This window comes from Streptomyces mexicanus (genome assembly GCF_902506575.1).
Lineage (GTDB): Bacteria > Actinomycetota > Actinomycetes > Streptomycetales > Streptomycetaceae > Streptomyces > Streptomyces mexicanus.
In genome coordinates this window covers 6,131,739-6,149,195 of sequence record NZ_LR732544.1, presented here as the reverse complement: position 1 = coordinate 6,149,195, position 17,457 = coordinate 6,131,739, and the positions used below count along the sequence as shown (strand labels likewise).

The window sequence follows — 17,457 nt, the reverse complement described above, 5'->3', positions numbered from 1 at the left end:
TGCGACTGTCACGCTGTCGGCCTCGGATTCGGGGTCGGGTGTCGACAAGATCGAGTACTCCCTGGACAGTGGGGCGTTCAAGGATTACAGCGCGCCGGTGCAGGTGAGTGGTGTGGGTCAGCACACGGTGGCGTATCGGGCTTCGGACAAGGCGGGTAATACGTCTGCGGTGAAGTCGGTGTCGTTCACGGTGGTGGCGGCTCCGCCCCAGGACACGACCGCGCCGGAGGTGTCGGCCACCGTCTCCGGTGACAAGGACGCCGCCGGCAACTACGTGGGCAGTGCGACGGTGACCGTGACGGCGTCGGACGCGGAGTCGGGCGTGGCCAGGATCGAGTACTCCCTGGACAGTGGGGCGTTCAAGGATTACAGCGCGCCGGTGCAGGTGAGTGGTGTGGGTCAGCACACGGTGGCGTACCGGGCGACGGACAAGGCGGGCAACACGTCCGCGGTGAAGTCGGTGTCGTTCACGGTGGTGGCGGCTCCGCCCGAGGACACGACCGCGCCGGACGTGTCGGCATCGGTGTCGGGGACGAAGGATGCCGCCGGGAACTACGTCGACACTGCGACTGTCACGCTGTCGGCCTCGGATTCGGGGTCGGGTGTCGACAAGATCGAGTACTCCCTGGACAGTGGGGCGTTCAAGGATTACAGCGCGCCGGTGCAGGTGAGTGGTGTGGGTCAGCACACGGTGGCGTATCGGGCGTCGGACAAGGCGGGGAACACGTCTGCGGTGAAGTCGGTGTCGTTCACGGTGGTGGCGGCTCCGCCCAAGGACACGATCGCGCCCGAGACGTCGGCCACCGTCTCCGGGACCAAGGACGCCGCGGGGAACTATGTCTCCAGTGCGACGGTGACCGTGACGGCGTCGGACGCGGAGTCGGGCGTGGCCAGGATCGAGTACTCCCTGGACAGTGGGGCGTTCAAGGATTACAGCGCGCCGGTGCAGGTGAGTGGTGTGGGTCAGCACACGGTGGCGTACCGTGCGACGGACAAGGCGGGGAACACGTCCGCGGTGAACACCGTGTCGTTCACGGTGGTGGCGGCTCCGCCGCAGGACACGACCGCGCCGCAGGTGTCGGCCACCGTCTCCGGGACCAAGGACGCCGCCGGCAACTACGTGGGCAGTGCGACGGTGACCGTGACGGCGTCGGACACGGAGTCGGGCGTGGCCACCATCGAGTACTCCCTGGACGGCGGCCCCTACCTGCCGTACTCCGCACCGGTGGCCGTCAACCGGGCCGGAAGCCACACCTTCCTGTACCGGGCGACCGACAAGGCGGGCAACACGTCCGCGGCCAGGTCCCTGACCCTGACCGTCGTCGACAGCAAGCCGCCCACGAACTGCCCGGAGAAGGACGACCGTTCGACGGTGTTCGTCGGGAACGTGAACACGGGCATCCCTGACCGTGTCACGACGAACGGCTGCACCATCAACGAGCTGATCGAGGACCACGCCGTCTGGCCCAGCCACGGCGCGTTCGTCTCGTCCGTCGAGAAGCTCGTCGCGGATCTGCGGCGCGAGGGTGTCGTCGACCAGCGGGAGGCGGGTGAGATCAAGAAGGCCGCCGGCCGTTCCGACGTCGGCAAGCCGCAGAGCACCCGCACGGATCGCTGAGGTGACGGCGGGGGAAAGCTGACCCCGCCGGTCACGAGAGAGAGAGCCCCGGGGGCCTTGAACGCGCGCCCGACGGGGCGGCTCGGAGCGGCTCGACCGCACAGCACCACCAGGGCCCGATGGGGTGGAACCGGCCGGTTCCACCCCATCGGGCCTGCCCGCTGCCCGGGACCCGCCGGGACCGCTCCGGCGGATCCCCGCAGTGCGCGGGCTGCGGTCGACACCTATGAGACGGCGACCTCAACACAGCTTTGTCCATTGCGAGATGAAAGTTCATCTGACTGCTGCACAAGTTCTTTCGTGTTCGGCACCACGGTGCTACGGTCCTTTTGAAAGTCGCGCCCCGGACCAGGTGCGCGCACGGCTTCGTCGGCGACGGGAGGGGCGGCGTGAGGCGTATGTCGGCTCGACCGGCCAATGTCCATCAGGCCAGGCTGCTCCGCCTGTTGCGCGACCTCGGCCCGCAGTCCCGGGTCGCCCTCGGCGACCGGGTCGAGCTGTCCCGTTCGAAGCTCGCGGTCGAGATCGACCGGCTGCTGGAGACGGGCCTCGTCGTCCAGGACGGTCTCGCCGCCTCCCGCGGCGGCCGCCGCTCGCACAACGTCCGGATCGCTCCCTCGCTGCGGTTCCTCGGCGTGGACATCGGTGCCACGTCCGTGGACGCCGCGGTCACCAACGCGGAGCTGGAGGTGCTCGGCCACCTCTCCGAGCCGCTGGACGTGCGGGAGGGGCCGGTCGCCGTGTTCGAGCGGGTGCTCGCCCTGGCCGCCAAGCTGCGCGAGGCCGGCCTGGCGGAGCACTTCGACGGCGCCGGGATCGGCGTGCCGGGGCCCGTCCGGTTCCCCGAGGGCGTCCCCGTCGCACCGCCCATCATGCCCGGCTGGGACGGCTTCCCCGTCCGCGAGGCGCTGAGCCAGGAGCTCGGCTGCCCCGTCCTCGTCGACAACGACGTGAACTTGATGGCCCTCGGTGAGCAACAGGCCGGTGTCGCCCGGTCCGTGCGCGACTTCCTGTGCGTCAAGGTGGGCACCGGCATCGGCTGCGGCATCGTGGTCGGCGGCGAGGTCCACCGCGGTGTCACCGGCAGTGCCGGCGACATCGGGCACATCCAGGTGGACCCGGACGGGCCGCCGTGCGCCTGCGGTAACAGCGGTTGCCTGGAGGCACACTTCGGCGGCCACGCCCTGGTCCGTGACGCGACCGCGCTCGCCGAGGCGGGCCGCTCGGCGGAACTGGCCCGGCTGCTGGAGGCGGCCGGACGGCTGACCCCGGAGGACGTCTCGGCGGCCGCCGGTGCCGGTGACGCGGCGGCCCTCGAACTGATCCGCCTGGGCGGGAGCCGCATCGGCCAGGTCATCGCGGGCCTGGTCAGCTTCTTCAACCCCGGCCTTGTGGTCATCGGGGGAGGGCTCACCGGGCTGGGCCACACCCTCCTGGCCAGCATCCGCACCCAGGTCTACCGACAGTCCCTGCCGCTGGCGACCGGCAACCTGCCGATCGTCCTCGGCGAGCTCGGCCAGGTCGCCGGTGTCGTCGGGGCCACCCGGCTGATCAGCGACCACCTGTTCTCACCGGCCTGACGCGCCCGCGCGCGGCCGGAATCCGTTTCCCGCGAACGGACGCGACACCCGCGCCCGTTCCCCGCGCCACCATCCTTCAGGAGCGCCTATGGACAGCCAGCACGGCTCGCCCACGATCGGGGTGGGCATGGTCGGATACGCCTTCATGGGCCGCGCGCACTCGCATGCCTGGCGTACCGTCGCCTGTGCCTTCGACCTGCCCATACGCCCGGTGATGGCCGCCCTCGCCGGACGCGAGCGCGCGGCACTGGACGAGGCCGCCCGGCGTCAGCTCTGGGCTGCCACCGACACCGACTGGCGGGCACTGATCGCCCGCCCCGACGTTCACCTGGTCGACATCTGCACCCCGGGGTCCACCCACGCCGAGATCGCGATCGCGGCGCTGGAGGCCGGAAAACACGTGCTGTGCGAGAAGCCGCTGGCCAACACCGTCGAGGAGGCGGAGGCGATGGCCGCCGCCGCGGCCGCGGCCTCACGTCGCGGCGTCCGTTCCATGGTGGGCTTCAGCTACCGGCGCACGCCGGCACTCGCCCTGGCCCGCCGCCTGATCGCCGAAGGCCGCCTGGGCAACCTGCGGCACGTGCGCGCCCAGTACCTCCAGGACTGGATCGTGGATCCGGAGTACCCCCTGGTGTGGCGGCTGCAGCGCGAGCACGCCGGCTCCGGCGCGCTCGGAGACCTCGGCGCGCACATCGTCGACCTGGCCCAGTACCTCGTCGGCGAGCCGCTGACGGGAGTCTCCGCGCTGACCGAGACGTTCGTCCGCGAACGTCCCCTGCCCGCGGCGTCCTCCGGGCTCGCCGCCGTCGCCGACGGGACGGCGCCCCGCGGACCCGTCACGGTGGACGACGCCGCGCTGTTCACCGGCCGGTTCCCCGGGGGCGCCATCGCGTCCTTCGAGGCCACACGTGTCGCCGCCGGCCGCAAGAACGCCCTGCGCATCGAGATCAACGGTGACCGCGGCAGCATCGCCTTCGATCTGGAACGCCTCAACGAACTCGACTTCCACGACCACACCGAGGCGTCCGCGACGGCCGGCTTCCGCCGGATCCTGGTCACCGAACCCGACCACCCCTATCTCGAGGGATGGTGGCCGCCGGGGCACGGACTCGGCTACGACCACACGTTCGTCCACCAGGTGCGCGACCTGATGCACGCCATCGACGAGGGCCGGGACCCCGAACCGTCCTTCGCCGACGGGCTGCAGGTGCAGCGGGTGCTGGCGGCGGTGGAGCACAGCGCGGCGAACGGCAGTGCATGGACGCCCGTCACGCACGAGGAGCCCCCGCGGCAGGTCCCGCCGCGGTCCGGGACCGGGGATGCGTTCGTGGTCGTTCCCTGAGGGAACCGCACGGCACCGGCCGGCCCGGTGGCACCGGTGACGCGACACCTGGCACCCGGCCGGCCCCCCGCGACCGATGGACATGTTCTGTTCACGGGAAGGAGGATTTCCAGGGAACTGCGAAGGAAATCCGCTCGATCGAACAAGTGTGATTCGCCGGCCGGCAGACCCGCTGCCACGCCCCGGTCTCCACCCTCGTACGGCAGGCGCCGGTAAAGCCGAGGCATGTCGCATGCCGCGCTCCGCGAATTCCCGCCCGTCTTCCTGCGGGTGTGTGCCCGCCATTCCGGCGCGGAGTTCCGTAATCCGCCGGGGGAGGGAGCGTACCGGTCCTCCCCACACCGAGTTCCCCAGGTGGGCAGGCGGATGGTCGCCGGCCTGACCTCCGGCCGTACCGGGTGAACGGCGCGAACTCGCGGGCCATTCCGGGCGCGCCGCGACGCCGATTGCCCAAAAGTGTTACACCTGTTGCCGCTTCCGGCCACGACGGACTTCGACGGCGCGCGAACCCTTTTCAAACAACGTTGTGAGAACTACCTTCCTCTCAGCTCGCAAGGCGACCGGGAAGCGGACTGTTCCGGGAAACCGGGACGGACGCAGGCCCCATCGGACGACAACCGACCGGACCACCGAATCCCCATCCACGAGACACCGCCGCAGATCCACGGCCGGCCCCCGGCCGGACCGGGATCACCGCCCTGTCACCGCCCCGCACGACAGGCCCGGCCCCTCGGACGCCTCCTCGCCGGGGCCGTCCGTGAGGGACCACCTGATCTGCCGGACCGACAAGCCGACGAACCGCCACGTGCCCGCCGCAGGGCCGTCAAGGACCGCATCACAGGGAGACCCATGAGTGCCCCGCTGCTCGAGATGCAAGGCGTCGTCAAGGAGTTCCCCGGCGTCCGGGCCCTCGACGGGGTCGACCTCGACGTGGTCGCCGGAGAGGTGCACTGCCTGCTGGGCCAGAACGGCGCCGGCAAATCGACGCTCATCAAGGTCCTCGCCGGTGCGCACCAGCCCGACGAGGGACACATCGCCTGGGAGGGCGCACCGGTGACGCTCCCGACCCCGACGGCCGCCATGCGTCACGGGATCGCCACCATCTACCAGGAACTCGACCTGGCCGACGGCCTGACGGTGGCGGAGAACATCTACCTGGGGCACGAGCAGTCCCGGCTGGGCTTCGCCCAGCGCTCGCGGATGCACGACGCCGCCCGGCAGCTCATGCGCAGGCTCGGCCACCCGGAAATCCCCGTCACCCGCGAGGTGGGCGCGCTGTCCTCGGCCGGCAAGCAGCTGGTGTCCATGGCACGCGCCCTCTCCCACGACGCCCGGCTCATCATCATGGACGAGCCCTCCGCCGTCCTCGCCCATGACGAGGTGGACAACCTCTTCCGCGTCATCGGCGACCTCACCGCCGCGGGCGTGGCCGTCGTCTACATCTCGCACCGCATGGAGGAGATCCGCCGGATCGGTGACCGCGTCACCGTCCTGAAGGACGGCCGCACGGTCGCCCGGGGGCTGCCCGCGCGCACCACCCCCACCGCCGAGCTGGTCTCGCTGATGACCGGCCGCACCGTCGAGTACGTCTTCCCGCCCCGGCCGCGGACTTCCGAGACGCAACAGCGCCCGGCGCTGCTGGAGGTCGACGGCATCAGCCGCCCGGGGGAGTTCCAGGACGTGTCCTTCACCGTCCGGGCCGGCGAGATCGTCGGACTCGCGGGCCTGGTCGGCTCCGGCCGGTCGGAGATCCTCGAAACGGTCTACGGAGCCCGGCGCCCGGCCACCGGACGCATCAGCGTGGAGGGCCGCGCCCTGCGGCCCGGCAGCATCACCGCCGCCGTCCGCGCGGGCATCGGGCTCGCCCCGGAGGAACGCAAGAGCCAGGCGCTGTTCCTCCACTCGTCCATCGCCCACAACGTGTCCATGTCCTCGCTGCGCCGGTTCGCCCGCGCCGGGTTCCTCGACCGGCGTGCCGAGCTGGCCGCCACGACGGAAGCGGTCCGCAGTCTCGACCTGCGGCCCCCCGACCCGACGCGGCCGGTGCGCACGCTCTCCGGCGGCAACCAGCAAAAGGCCGTCGTCGCCCGCTGGCTGCTCAAGGACTGCCGGCTGCTGCTGCTGGACGAGCCCACCCGCGGCGTCGACGTCGGGGCGCGGGCGGAGCTCTACACGCTCATCCGGCGGCTCGCCGACTCGGGAGTCGGTGTGCTCCTCGTCTCCAGCGAGGTGCCCGAGGTCCTCGGCCTGGCCGACCGCGTCCTCGTGATGCGCGAAGGGCGGGTGGTCCGTGAGGCCGACGCCGTGGACCTCGACGAATCGAAGGTGCTCGACCTCGTCATGGAAGGGAGCTCCGCGTGAGCCAGCAGACCAGTCCCCCCGGCGGGAGCGGTCCGCTGCCCGCCACCGGCCAGGGACCAGTGTCCGGATCGGTCCGGCCGACCGGCTCGTCCCCGGGCAAGGGCGGCAGACCGTCCTTCCTCGGGCACATGGGCAGGGTGCGCAACCTGGGTCTGTTCGTCGTCCTCGTGCTGCTGTGCGTCATCGGCGCACTGACGTCGGGCAACTTCGCGACCCGGCAGAACGCTCTGGTCATCCTCAGCAGCGCGGCCGTCATCGGCGTCATCACGATCGGCCAGACCTTCGTCATCATCGGCGGCGGCATCGACCTGTCCGTCGGCGCGATCGTGGCGCTCGCGTCCGTGTGGTGCACCACCGTGGCCACCCAGTCCTACGGCCTGGGCGGCATGATCTTCTGCGCGCTCGCCGTGGGCGCGGTCGTCGGCCTCGTCAACGGTCTGGTCATCGCCTACGGCAACATCGTCGCGTTCATCACCACGATCGCCATGATGGCGAGCGCCCGCGGCCTGGCCGAACGGATCTCCGACCGGCAGTCCCAGGTGGTCACGGTCGAGTCGTTCAACTCCATCGCCTCCACCAAGTTCCTCGGCGTTCCGCTGCTCGTGTACATCCTGGCGGTGGCCGTGATCCTCGGCTGGGTGCTGCTCAACCGCACCACCTTCGGCCGCCGGACGTTCGCCATCGGCGGCAACCAGGAGGCCGCGCGCCTCGCCGGCCTCGACGTGCGCCGCCACACCGTGGTCCTGTACGTCCTGTCGGGCCTGTGCTGCGGCATCGCCGCGATCATGCTGACCGCGCGGACCACCTCCGGCGCCAGCAACCTCGGGGACCTGTACGAACTGGACTCGATCGCCGCGGTGATCATCGGTGGGACGCTGCTGACCGGCGGCCGCGGCTCGCTCGTCGGCTCGATCCTGGGTGTGCTGGTGTTCACCACGATCACCAACATCTTCGTGCTGAACAACCTCACCACCGACATCCAGCAGATCGCCAAGGGACTGATCATCGTCGCCGCCGTGCTGATCCAGCGGCGTGGACGCGGAACCGTCACCTCGTAGCAGCGGCGCGGGCGGCGGCCCAGTCCCCGCTGCCGCCGCCCGTGCCGCCCTTGGCCGGCCCCGCGGCACGTCCGCATCACCCACGGCACGGCACGACCAGGCAGGACACCCGTGACTGGAAGGACCAGCGAGATGGACAAGCGCGGACTCGGCGGAATGGACCGCAGAAGGCTCCTCCTCAGCGGCGCCGTACTCGGCGGCGGAGCCCTCGTCGCCGGCTGCACCAGCAACAAGAGCGACGCGTCCACCGACGACGTCAAGGCGGCGAGCACGTCCGGCACCGACAACGACAAGCCCGGCAAGCACGTGACGATCGGGTTCTCGGCCCCCGCCGCCGACCACGGCTGGATGGCGGCCATCACCAAGAACGCCATGGCGCAGGCCAAGCAGTTCTCCGACGTGCACCTGGAGGCCGTCGAGGGCACCAACGACGTCAACGCGCAGATCAGCCAGGTCCAGACGCTGATCGGCAAGAAGGTGGACGTCCTGGTGATCCTGCCGTTCGACGGCAAGGCGCTGACCTCCGTGGCCCAGCAGGCGATGGACGCGGGCATCCCCGTCATCAACGTCGACCGGGTCTTCGACACACCTCTCGCGTACCGGACGTGGATCGGCGGCGACAACTTCGGCATGGGACTCAACGCCGGCCTCTACATCGGCAGGACCCTCAAGGCCAAGGGCGTCTCCGCACCCGTGATCGGCGAGATCGCCGGCATCGACAACCTCGAACTCACCAAGCAGCGCAGCGCCGGGTTCCAGAAGGGGCTGGCCAAGTACGGCTATCGCGTGGGCATCCGGCAGGCCGCCAACTTCACCGCGGACTCCGGTCAGCAGGTGATGAGCAACGTCCTGCAGGCGCGCTCACACCTGGACGCGGTGTGGAACCACGACGACGACCAGGGCATCGGCGTCGAGGCGGCCATCAAGCAGGCGGGCCGTGACGAGTTCTTCATGGTCGGCGGCGCCGGCTCCCGGCACGCCATGCAGGAGATCAAGGCCGACAACTCCGTGCTGAAGGCCACGGTCGTCTACCCGTCGAACATGTCCGCGTCCGCCGTCAAGATCGCCCGGCTCATCGCCCAGGGCAAGGGCATGAACGACCTGGTCGGCGCGGACCTGCCGTCCTCGGTGACCCTGTTCTCCGCCACCGTGACCAAGGAGAACGTCGACCAGTACCTGCCCGGCGCCTTCAGCTGACCGACCACCCCCCGCCCCCGCAACACGTCCCGAAAGGTTGACGATGTCCCGCAGACGTATCGCCGCGCTGTTGTCCGCGGCGGCCGTGGCCCTGCCGCTCGCGGCCGCCGGCGCCACCACCGCGCACGCCGCGGAACCGGCGTTCAGAGTGCTGGTGTTCTCCAAGACCACCGGCTTCCGGCACGACTCCATCCCCGACGGCGTCGCAGCGATCCAAAAGCTCGGCCAGGAGCACGGCTTCGCGGTCGACGCCACCGAGGACGCCACCCGGTTCAACGACGCCGACCTGGCGAAGTACCGGACGGTCGTCTTCGTCTCCACCACGGGCGACCCGCTGGACCAGCAGTCGGAGAAGGACGCCTTCCAGCGCTACATCGAGCACGGCGGCGGCTACGTCGGCATCCACGCCGCCGCCGACTCCGGCTACACCTGGGCCTGGTACGGCGGCCTGGTCGGCGCCTACTTCAACGACCACCCGTCGATCCAGCAGGCGACCGTGAACGTCGTGGGCCAGGGCACCGCTGCCACCAGGGGCCTGCCCAACCGCTGGATTCGCACCGACGAGTGGTACAACTACCGCTCCAACCCCCGCTCCGACGTGCGTGTCCTGGCCACGCTGGACGAGCGGACGTACAACCCGGTCGGCTACAACGGCGGCTCGATGGGCGAGGACCACCCCATCGCCTGGTGCCACCCGTACGACGGCGGCCGGTCCTTCTACACCGGCATGGGCCACACCAAGGAGAGCTACAGCGACCCGCTGTTCCTGTCGCACATCCTCGGCGGCATCCGGATGACGGCGGGTGCGGCGACGTTCAACTGCGACCCGGACGGCACCGACTGACCGGCGGCCGGGCGCACCGGCGCGCGTGCCGGCCCGGCGGCGCGCCGGGCACGCGGTGCCCGCCCGCTCACATCGACGGGCACCGGCACGGCTTCCCGCGGGTGCTCCGCGCCGGGCCCGGACCCCGGACGACCGGCCGGAGGGAGCGGACGCAGGTGACAGGGGACAGCGACATGGACAGCGAGGAACGAGGGCGCCGCGCGCGGGAACCGCGCACGGCCGACGGAGGTGACGAGATGCCAGATCAGCGCAGTCGCACAGGTGTCTGGTTGGCGGGGGCGCGCGGCTCGGTGGCCACCACGGTCGTCGCCGGCACGGCCGCACTGCGGGCGGGACTGGCCGGGCCGACCGGATGCGTCACCGAGCAGCCGGGCTTCCCCGACGCCGGCCTGCCCGCCCCGTCCGACCTGGTCTTCGGGGGACACGACATCGCCTGCACGCCCCTGCCCAAGCGGGCCGAACAGTTGGTCGAGGCCGGCGTGCTTCCCCACGGGTTGCCCACCGCCGTCCACGACGACCTGGTCGCGGCCGACGCCGAGATCCGCCCGGCCCCGCTCCCGGGCCCGCGGACGAGCCAGGCGGACGCCGTCGAGGCGATACGTGCCGACATCACCGCCTTCCGCGAGCGGCACGGCCTGGCACGCGTGGTCGTCGTCAACGTCTCCTCCACCGAACCGGTCCTGCGGCCGCACCCGGCGCACACCTCCGCAGCGGACCTGCGGGCCGCGCTCGCCGCCGGTGAGGACGTGCTGCCCGCCAGCTCCCTGTACGCCCTGGCCGCGATCACGGCCGGCTGCGCGCACGTGGACTTCACACCGTCCGCCGGCATGCGGATCCCGGCCCTGCGGGAGATGGCCGAGGAGGCCGGCCTGCCGTACGCCGGGAACGACGGCAAGACCGGGGAGACCCTGCTCAAGGCGACCCTCGGGCCGATGTTCGCCGCCCGGGGACTGCGGGTGAGCAGCTGGTCCGGCACCAACCTGCTCGGCGGCGGCGACGGCGAGACGCTCGCCGATCCGGCCGCGATGGCCAGCAAGACGGCCTCCAAGCAGCGGGTGCTCGCCGAGACGCTCGGGCACGACGTCGAGGGCGAGGTCCACATCGACTACGTGCCCGCCCTCGGCGACTGGAAGACCGCCTGGGACCACGTGACGTTCGAGGGATTCCTCGGCGTGCGCATGAACCTCCAGTTCACCTGGGCCGGGTGTGACTCGGCGCTGGCCGCGCCCCTGGTGATCGACCTGGCCCGGCTGACGGCCCGCGCCCATGAGCGCGGGATCACCGGCCCCCTCGGGGAGCTGGCCTTCTTCTTCAAGGACCCCGTCGGCAGCGGTGAGCACGCCGTGATGAGCCAGTACGAGACGCTGCGGGCCTTCGCCGCCCGGCTCGGGGACCGGCGGTGATCCGCCCGGCCCCGCTCCGGCCCGGCCCGCGGCCCCTGCGGCGGGCAGACGGGGAGACGGAGGCGGGCGCCGGCGCGGCCGCCGGTCCGCACCCCGCACCCGCGGCACCTGCCGGCACCGCCACCTCACCGCGCCCCCGCCTGAGGGACCTGGCCGAACTCGTGCGTGCCCCGGCCGCGCTCACCGTGCCGGGGGACGTCCTGGCGGGGGCGGCCGCCACCGGCCGCAGCGCCGACCTGTCCACGGCCTGCCTGGCCGCGTCCTCGGTCTGCCTGTACTGGGCCGGGATGGCGCTCAACGACTGGGCCGACCGGGATCTGGACGCGGTCGAACGCCCCGAGCGGCCCATCCCCTCCGGCCGTGTGGCCGCACCCGTCGCCCTCGGCACCGCCGTCGCCCTGACCGCGGCGGCCCTCGGCCTGGCCACGGCCGCCGAAGGCAGCCGCGCGCTGACGGTCACCGCGCCCCTCGCGGCGACCGTCTGGGCGTACGACCTGTGGGCCAAGCCCCGGACCGCGGGACCCGCGGTGATGGCCGCCGCCCGGGGACTCGACGTCCTGCTCGGCGCCCGCGCCGGCCGGACGCGGTCCGCCCTGCCCGCGGCCGCGACCGTCGCCGGGCACACCCTCGCCGTCACCGCGCTCAGCCGCGCCGAGGTCACGGGCGCACAGCCGTGGCTGCCCCGGACCGCACTCGCCGGGACCGCGGCCGCCGCCGCGGCGACGGCACTGAGCGCCCGCCCCGCCCGCCAGGGCACGCGCCGCCGGCACCGACTGGCCGTCGCGGGCGGGCTCCTCGCCTACGGCGCGACGGCCGGCCGCGCCCAGGCGCGCGCCGCCACCGCCCCCTCCGCGGGCCCGGTCCGCAAGGCCGTCGGCGCGGGCATCCCCGGCCTGATCCCGCTCCAGGCAGCGCTCCCCGCGGGCGCGGGGGCCCTGCGCTCCGCCCTTCCGCTCGCCGCGGCCTTCCCGCTGGCCCGCGCCCTCTCCAGGCGGGTGTCCCCGACATGACCGCACACCACGACCGCGCCACCACGGCCGCCGAGCCCGTCCTGCGCTACGGATTCGGCACCAACGGCTTCTCCAACCACCGCCTGGAGGACGCGCTCACCGTCATCGCCGACCTGGGCTACGACGGCGTGGCGCTCACCCTCGACCGCCACCACCTCGACCCGTTCGCACCCGGCCTGGCCGCGCGGACCGCGGCCGTCGCCCGGCAACTGGACCGCCTCGGCCTCGCCGTCGTGATCGAGACCGGGGCCCGCTACCTGCTCGACCCCTGGCACAAGCACGAACCCACCCTGCTCGCCGACGAAGGACGGGAACGCAGGGTGGACTTCCTGCGCCGGGCGGTGGCCGTGGGCGCCGACCTCGGCGCACAGGCCGTCTCCTTCTGGGCGGGCGTCAGGCCCGCGCGGCTGGACGCCCGCACGGCCTGGGACCGGCTGGTCGCCGGATGCGCGGACGTCGTCGAGACGGCCGACAAGGCGGGCGTCGCGCTGGGCTTCGAACCCGAACCGGGGATGCTCGTGGAGAGCGTCGACGAGTACACCAGGCTGGCCGCGGCGCTCGGCGACCCCGAGCCGTTCGGGCTGACCCTCGACATCGGCCACTGCCGCTGCCTGGAGCCGTACCCGGTGCCCGAGTGCGTGCGCCGGGCGGGAAACCGGCTGGTGAACGTGCAGATCGACGACATGCGCCGGGGCACCCACGAACACCTGGAGTTCGGCAGCGGCGAGATCGACTTCCCGCCCGTGCTCGCCGCCCTCGACGAGGTCGGCTACCGCGGGCTGGTCGCCGTCGAACTGCCCCGGCACAGCCACGACGCCCCCGGTGTGGCCCGCCGCTCCCTGGACTTCCTGCGCTCGTGCGACCCCGCCGCCCGCCGTGAGGAGGAGATGGCATGACACCCGACCAGCTCAGAACCGCTCTCGAAGAGAGGATGACCGAGCAGGGCGCGAAGTGGCTCGCCGGCGCCCGCGCCTCGGTCGCCGCCGATCCGGGCGTTGTCCGCGGCCTGTTCCCGCTGGTCGGACGCCGCTGCGGGCGCGGCCCGCTGGAGGCCGCCGACCCGCACGGCTGGCCGGTCGACGACGCGGCCCGCGCCCTGCTGCTGGCCGCGCTGCCCCTGACCGGCACCGCGCTGCTGGAGGAGATCGGGGAGCTGTACCGCACCGGTGACGCCGCCGAACGACGCGCCGTGCTGCGCGCCCTGCCCCTGCTGCCCGTCGGCGACGGCGCGCTGCCCCTGGTGCGCGATGCCCTGCGCACCAACGACACCCGGCTCGTCGCGGCGGCCCTCGGCGACTACGCGACCGACCACCTGGACGCGGACACCTACCGGCAGGGCGTGCTCAAGTGCGTCTTCACCGGCATCCCGCTGGCCGCGCTGCCGGGCCTGCTCCGCCGGGCGGACGCGGAGCTGGCCCGCATGATGGCCGCCTTCGCCCACGAGCGGACCGCCGCGGGACGCGCCGTGCCCGACGACATCGGACCGGTCCTCGCGCTCTTCCCGGACGTGGCGGTGCCCGGCCACCGGGACCTCGAGGCCGTTCCCACCGCGACCACCGACCGCCCAAGCCCCCGGGAGGCGTGATGCGTATCTTCGACCCGCACATCCACATGACGTCACGCACCACCGACGACTACGAGGCCATGCACGCGGCGGGCGTCCGCGCCGTGGTGGAACCCGCGTTCTGGCTCGGCCAGCCGCGCACCGGTGTGGGCAGCTTCCTCGACTACTTCGACTCCCTCATCGGCTGGGAGCCGTTCCGCGCCGCCCAGTTCGGCATCCGCCACCACTGCACCATCGCCCTGAACCCCAAGGAGGCCAACGACCCGCGCTGCGCGGAGGTGCTCCAGCACCTGCCCCGCTACCTGCCCAAGGACGGCGTGGTCGCCGTCGGCGAGATCGGTTACGACTCGATGACACCCGAGGAGGACGAGGCGTTCGCCGCCCAGCTGCAGCTCGCGATCGCCCACGACCTGCCGGCGCTGGTCCACACCCCGCACCGCGACAAGGCGGCGGGCGTGGACCGCACCCTCGCCGTGGTGAAGGAGTCGGGCATCGCCCCCGAACGCGTCGTCGTCGACCACCTCAACGAGGTGACCGTGCGCCAGGTCGCCGACTCCGGCTGCTGGATGGGATTCTCCATCTACCCCGACACCAAGATGGACGAGCGCCGCATGGTCGCCGTGCTGCGCGAGTTCGGCACCGCGCGGCTCCTCGTCAACTCGGCCGCGGACTGGGGGAGAAGCGACCCGCTGAAGACCCGCAAGACCGCGGACGCCATGCTCGCCGCCGGCTTCACCGCCGAGGACGTGGACACCGTCCTGTGGCGCAACCCCGTCGCCTTCTACGGCCAGAGCGGCAAGTTGGAACCGGCCGACTCCGAGGCGCCCGGCGCCGACGCCACCTACCAGGGCAACTCCGTGCTGCGCGGCGCCCGGGCGGAGGTGTAGCCGTGCGTCTGCTCCACCCCGACGGCACGGTGGTCCACCTCGCGTACTGCACCAACGTCCACCCCGCCGAGGACCTCGACGGGGTGCTCGCCCAGCTGGCCCGGCACGCCGAACCGGTACGCGAGCGACTGGACGCGCCCGTCGTCGGCGTGGGCCTGTGGCTGGCCCGCGACGCCGCCGCGGCCCTCGCCGCCGACGACGGCGCCGTCGCCCGGCTCCGCCGGGAGCTGACCGCCCGCGGCCTGGAGGTCGTCACCCTCAACGGCTTCCCCTACCGGGGTTTCCACGACCCCGTCGTCAAGCACGCCGTCTACCGGCCGGACTGGACCGAGCCCGAGCGGCTGCACTACACCCTCGACCTCGCCCGCGTGCTCGCCGCCCTGCTTCCCGACGACGCCGCGTACGGCAGCGTGTCCACCGTGCCCCTGGGCTGGCGCACCCCGTGGACGGCCGCACGGGCGGACGCCGCCGCCCGCACGCTCGACACGCTGGCCGACGGCCTCGCCGACCTCGCCGCCGACACCGGCCGCACGATCCGGGTCGGCCTGGAACCCGAGCCGGGCTGCGTCGTCGAGACCACCGCCGAGGCCGCCCGCCACCTGTCCCGCGTCGACACCGACCGGATCGGCGTCTGCCTGGACGCCTGCCATCTCGCGGTCGGCTTCGAGGAGCCCGCCGCCGCGCTCGCCCGCCTGGAGGCGGCCGGGCTGACGGTGGTCAAGACCCAGGCGTCCTGCGCGCTGCAGGCCGCTGACCCGTCCGATCCGGCGACCCGGGCGGCACTGTCCCGTTTCGCCGAGCCGCGCTTCCTGCATCAGGTCCGCGAGCAGGGCGAACCGCCCCGGGCCGTGGACGACCTGGACACCGCCCTCGCCGGCGCCCTGCCCGGCCGCGCACCCTGGCGCGTCCACTCCCACGTGCCGCTGCACGCCGCCCCGGAGCCCCCGCTCCCCCCCCCCCGCCCCGAGCTGCGGGCGACTCTCGCCGCCCTGCTCGGCGGGGACACCGCCCGCACCGCACACGTGGAGGCCGAGACCTACACCTGGGGCGTCCTCCCCGAGGACCGCCGCCCGCAGGGCCCCGGCGCCCTCGCCGACGGCATCGCCGCCGAACTCGCCTTCACCCGCGACCACCTGATCTCTCTCGGCCTGAAGGAGGTCGCCCCGTGAACCCCACCCCGCTGCTCGTCCTCGACGTCGTCGGCCTCACTCCCAGGCTCCTCGCCCACATGCCCCGCCTGCGCGCCGTGGGGGAGGCGGGCTTCACCTCACGCCTGGACCCCGCCTCCCCCGCCGTCACCTGCACCGTGCAGTCGACCCTGCTCACCGGGCAGCCGGCCACCGGCCACGGCATCGTGGGCAACGGCTGGTACTTCCGCGAGCTCGGCGAGGTGTTCCTGTGGCGACAGCACAACGCACTGGTGGGCGGGGAGAAGGTGTGGGAGGCGGCGCGGCGCGCCCACCCCGGCTACCGGGTGGCCAACGTCTGCTGGTGGTACGCCATGGGCGCCGACGTGGACTTCACCGTCACCCCGCGGCCGATCTACTACTCCGACGGCCGCAAGGAACCCGACTGCTACACCTGGCCGCCCCAGCTGCACGACGAACTCACCGCCAAACTCGGCACGTTCCCGCTGTTCACCTACTGGGGGCCGACCGCCTCCCTCACCTCCTCCCGGTGGATCGCCGACGCCGCCCGGCACCTCCTGGCCACCCAGGCACCCGACCTGACCCTCGTCTACGTCCCCCACCTCGACTACGACCTGCAGCGCTACGGTCCCGACGACCCCCGCGCCGCCGCGGCGGCCGCCGACGTCGACCGGGTCCTCGCCCCGCTGCTCGACGCCGCCGCCGCGCGTTCGGTCACCGTGGTCGCCCTGTCCGAGTACGGCATCACCAACGTCTCCAGGGCGGTGGACATCAACCGTGTGCTGCGCCGGGCCGGGCTGCTGCACGTCCACACCCAGGACGGCATGGAGTACCTCGACCCGTGGACGTCGGCCGCCTTCGCCGTCGCCGACCACCAGGTCGCCCACGTCTACGTCGCCGACCCGGCCGACACCGAGCGCGTCCGCGAGCTGCTGGCCGGCACCGACGGCGTGGCGGAGGTGCTCACCGAGGCGGGCAAGAAGGCGTACGGCATCGACCACCCGCGCGCCGGCGACCTCGTCGCCGTCGCCGAGCCCGACTCCTGGTTCACCTACTACTACTGGCTCGACGACGACCGCGCCCCGGACTTCGCCCGCCTGGTGGAGATCCACCGCAAGCCGGGCTACGACCCGGCCGAGCTGTTCATGGACCCCAAGGACCCCAAGGTCAAACTGCGCGCCGCCGCGGCGCTCGCCCGCAAGAAACTCGGCATGCGCTACCGCATGAGCGTCGTCCCTCTCGACCCGTCCCCGGTGCGCGGCAGCCAACGCCCACAAGGCCGGCACCATCAAGGGCCTCACCGCCCAGGTCGGCGCCTCCATCACCTCCGGCGCCGCCATCTGCGAGATCAAGGACTGACCACCCACCCACAGCACCCCAGGCGCCCGGCGGACCCACCACGAGCCCACCGGGCGCCTCACCGCTGAAGCGGTGCACCGCGGCCG

14 protein-coding genes are annotated in these 17,457 nt (G+C 72.7%); all 14 read left to right on the top strand.

Annotated elements, in window-relative coordinates:
* Nucleotides 1-1,618: OmpL47-type beta-barrel domain-containing protein (locus tag GV126_RS27470; protein WP_236570129.1), on the top strand; the 1,618-nt coding region annotated here is incomplete at its 5' end.
* Nucleotides 1,619-2,016: 398 nt separating this feature from the next.
* On the top strand, nt 2,017-3,198 hold the full coding sequence (locus GV126_RS27465) for an ROK family protein (RefSeq protein ID WP_159671818.1): 1,182 nt from the start codon (nt 2,017-2,019) through the stop codon (nt 3,196-3,198).
* A gap of 88 nt (nt 3,199-3,286) precedes the next feature.
* Nucleotides 3,287-4,540 (top strand): Gfo/Idh/MocA family protein, encoded by a 1,254-nt coding sequence (locus tag GV126_RS27460; RefSeq protein ID WP_159671817.1) that lies wholly within the window; start codon nt 3,287-3,289, stop codon nt 4,538-4,540.
* An 849-nt stretch (nt 4,541-5,389) separates the two neighbouring features.
* Nucleotides 5,390-6,901, top strand: a complete 1,512-nt coding sequence (locus tag GV126_RS27455; protein ID WP_236570128.1) for a sugar ABC transporter ATP-binding protein — start codon at nt 5,390-5,392, stop codon at nt 6,899-6,901.
* Nucleotides 6,898-7,959, top strand: a complete 1,062-nt coding sequence (locus tag GV126_RS27450) for an ABC transporter permease (protein WP_236570127.1) — start codon at nt 6,898-6,900, stop codon at nt 7,957-7,959. The genes GV126_RS27455 and GV126_RS27450 overlap by 4 nt, the downstream gene beginning before the upstream one ends.
* A gap of 132 nt (nt 7,960-8,091) precedes the next feature.
* Nucleotides 8,092-9,156 (top strand): substrate-binding domain-containing protein, encoded by a 1,065-nt coding sequence (locus GV126_RS27445; protein ID WP_159671815.1) that lies wholly within the window; start codon nt 8,092-8,094, stop codon nt 9,154-9,156.
* Between the two features lie 43 nt (nt 9,157-9,199).
* Nucleotides 9,200-10,000, top strand: a complete 801-nt coding sequence (locus tag GV126_RS27440) for a ThuA domain-containing protein (RefSeq protein WP_159671813.1) — start codon at nt 9,200-9,202, stop codon at nt 9,998-10,000.
* Nucleotides 10,001-10,236: 236 nt separating this feature from the next.
* Nucleotides 10,237-11,403: an inositol-3-phosphate synthase gene (locus GV126_RS27435; protein ID WP_159671812.1), complete on the top strand. Its 1,167-nt coding sequence runs from the start codon at nt 10,237-10,239 to the stop codon at nt 11,401-11,403.
* A gap of 161 nt (nt 11,404-11,564) precedes the next feature.
* A complete protein-coding gene (locus tag GV126_RS27430) occupies nt 11,565-12,413 on the top strand; it encodes an SCO3242 family prenyltransferase (protein WP_328707352.1) in 849 nt (282 codons plus the stop codon).
* Nucleotides 12,410-13,309, top strand: coding sequence for a sugar phosphate isomerase/epimerase family protein (locus tag GV126_RS27425; RefSeq protein ID WP_159671810.1), 900 nt, complete (start codon nt 12,410-12,412; stop codon nt 13,307-13,309). The genes GV126_RS27430 and GV126_RS27425 overlap by 4 nt, the downstream gene beginning before the upstream one ends.
* Entirely contained in the window at nt 13,306-13,998 is a 693-nt protein-coding gene (locus GV126_RS27420) for an EboA domain-containing protein (protein ID WP_201299881.1), read from the top strand. Before GV126_RS27425 ends, GV126_RS27420 begins: the two co-directional genes overlap by 4 nt.
* Nucleotides 13,998-14,864, top strand: a complete 867-nt coding sequence (locus tag GV126_RS27415) for a TatD family hydrolase (RefSeq protein ID WP_159671809.1) — start codon at nt 13,998-14,000, stop codon at nt 14,862-14,864. Before GV126_RS27420 ends, GV126_RS27415 begins: the two co-directional genes overlap by 1 nt.
* Nucleotides 14,865-14,866: 2 nt before the next feature.
* A complete protein-coding gene (eboE, locus tag GV126_RS27410; RefSeq protein WP_159671808.1) occupies nt 14,867-16,033 on the top strand; it encodes a metabolite traffic protein EboE in 1,167 nt (388 codons plus the stop codon).
* Nucleotides 16,034-16,092: 59 nt separating this feature from the next.
* Nucleotides 16,093-17,439, top strand: coding sequence for an alkaline phosphatase family protein (locus tag GV126_RS27405; protein WP_236570298.1), 1,347 nt, complete (start codon nt 16,093-16,095; stop codon nt 17,437-17,439).
* Nucleotides 17,440-17,457: the final 18 nt, after the last annotated feature.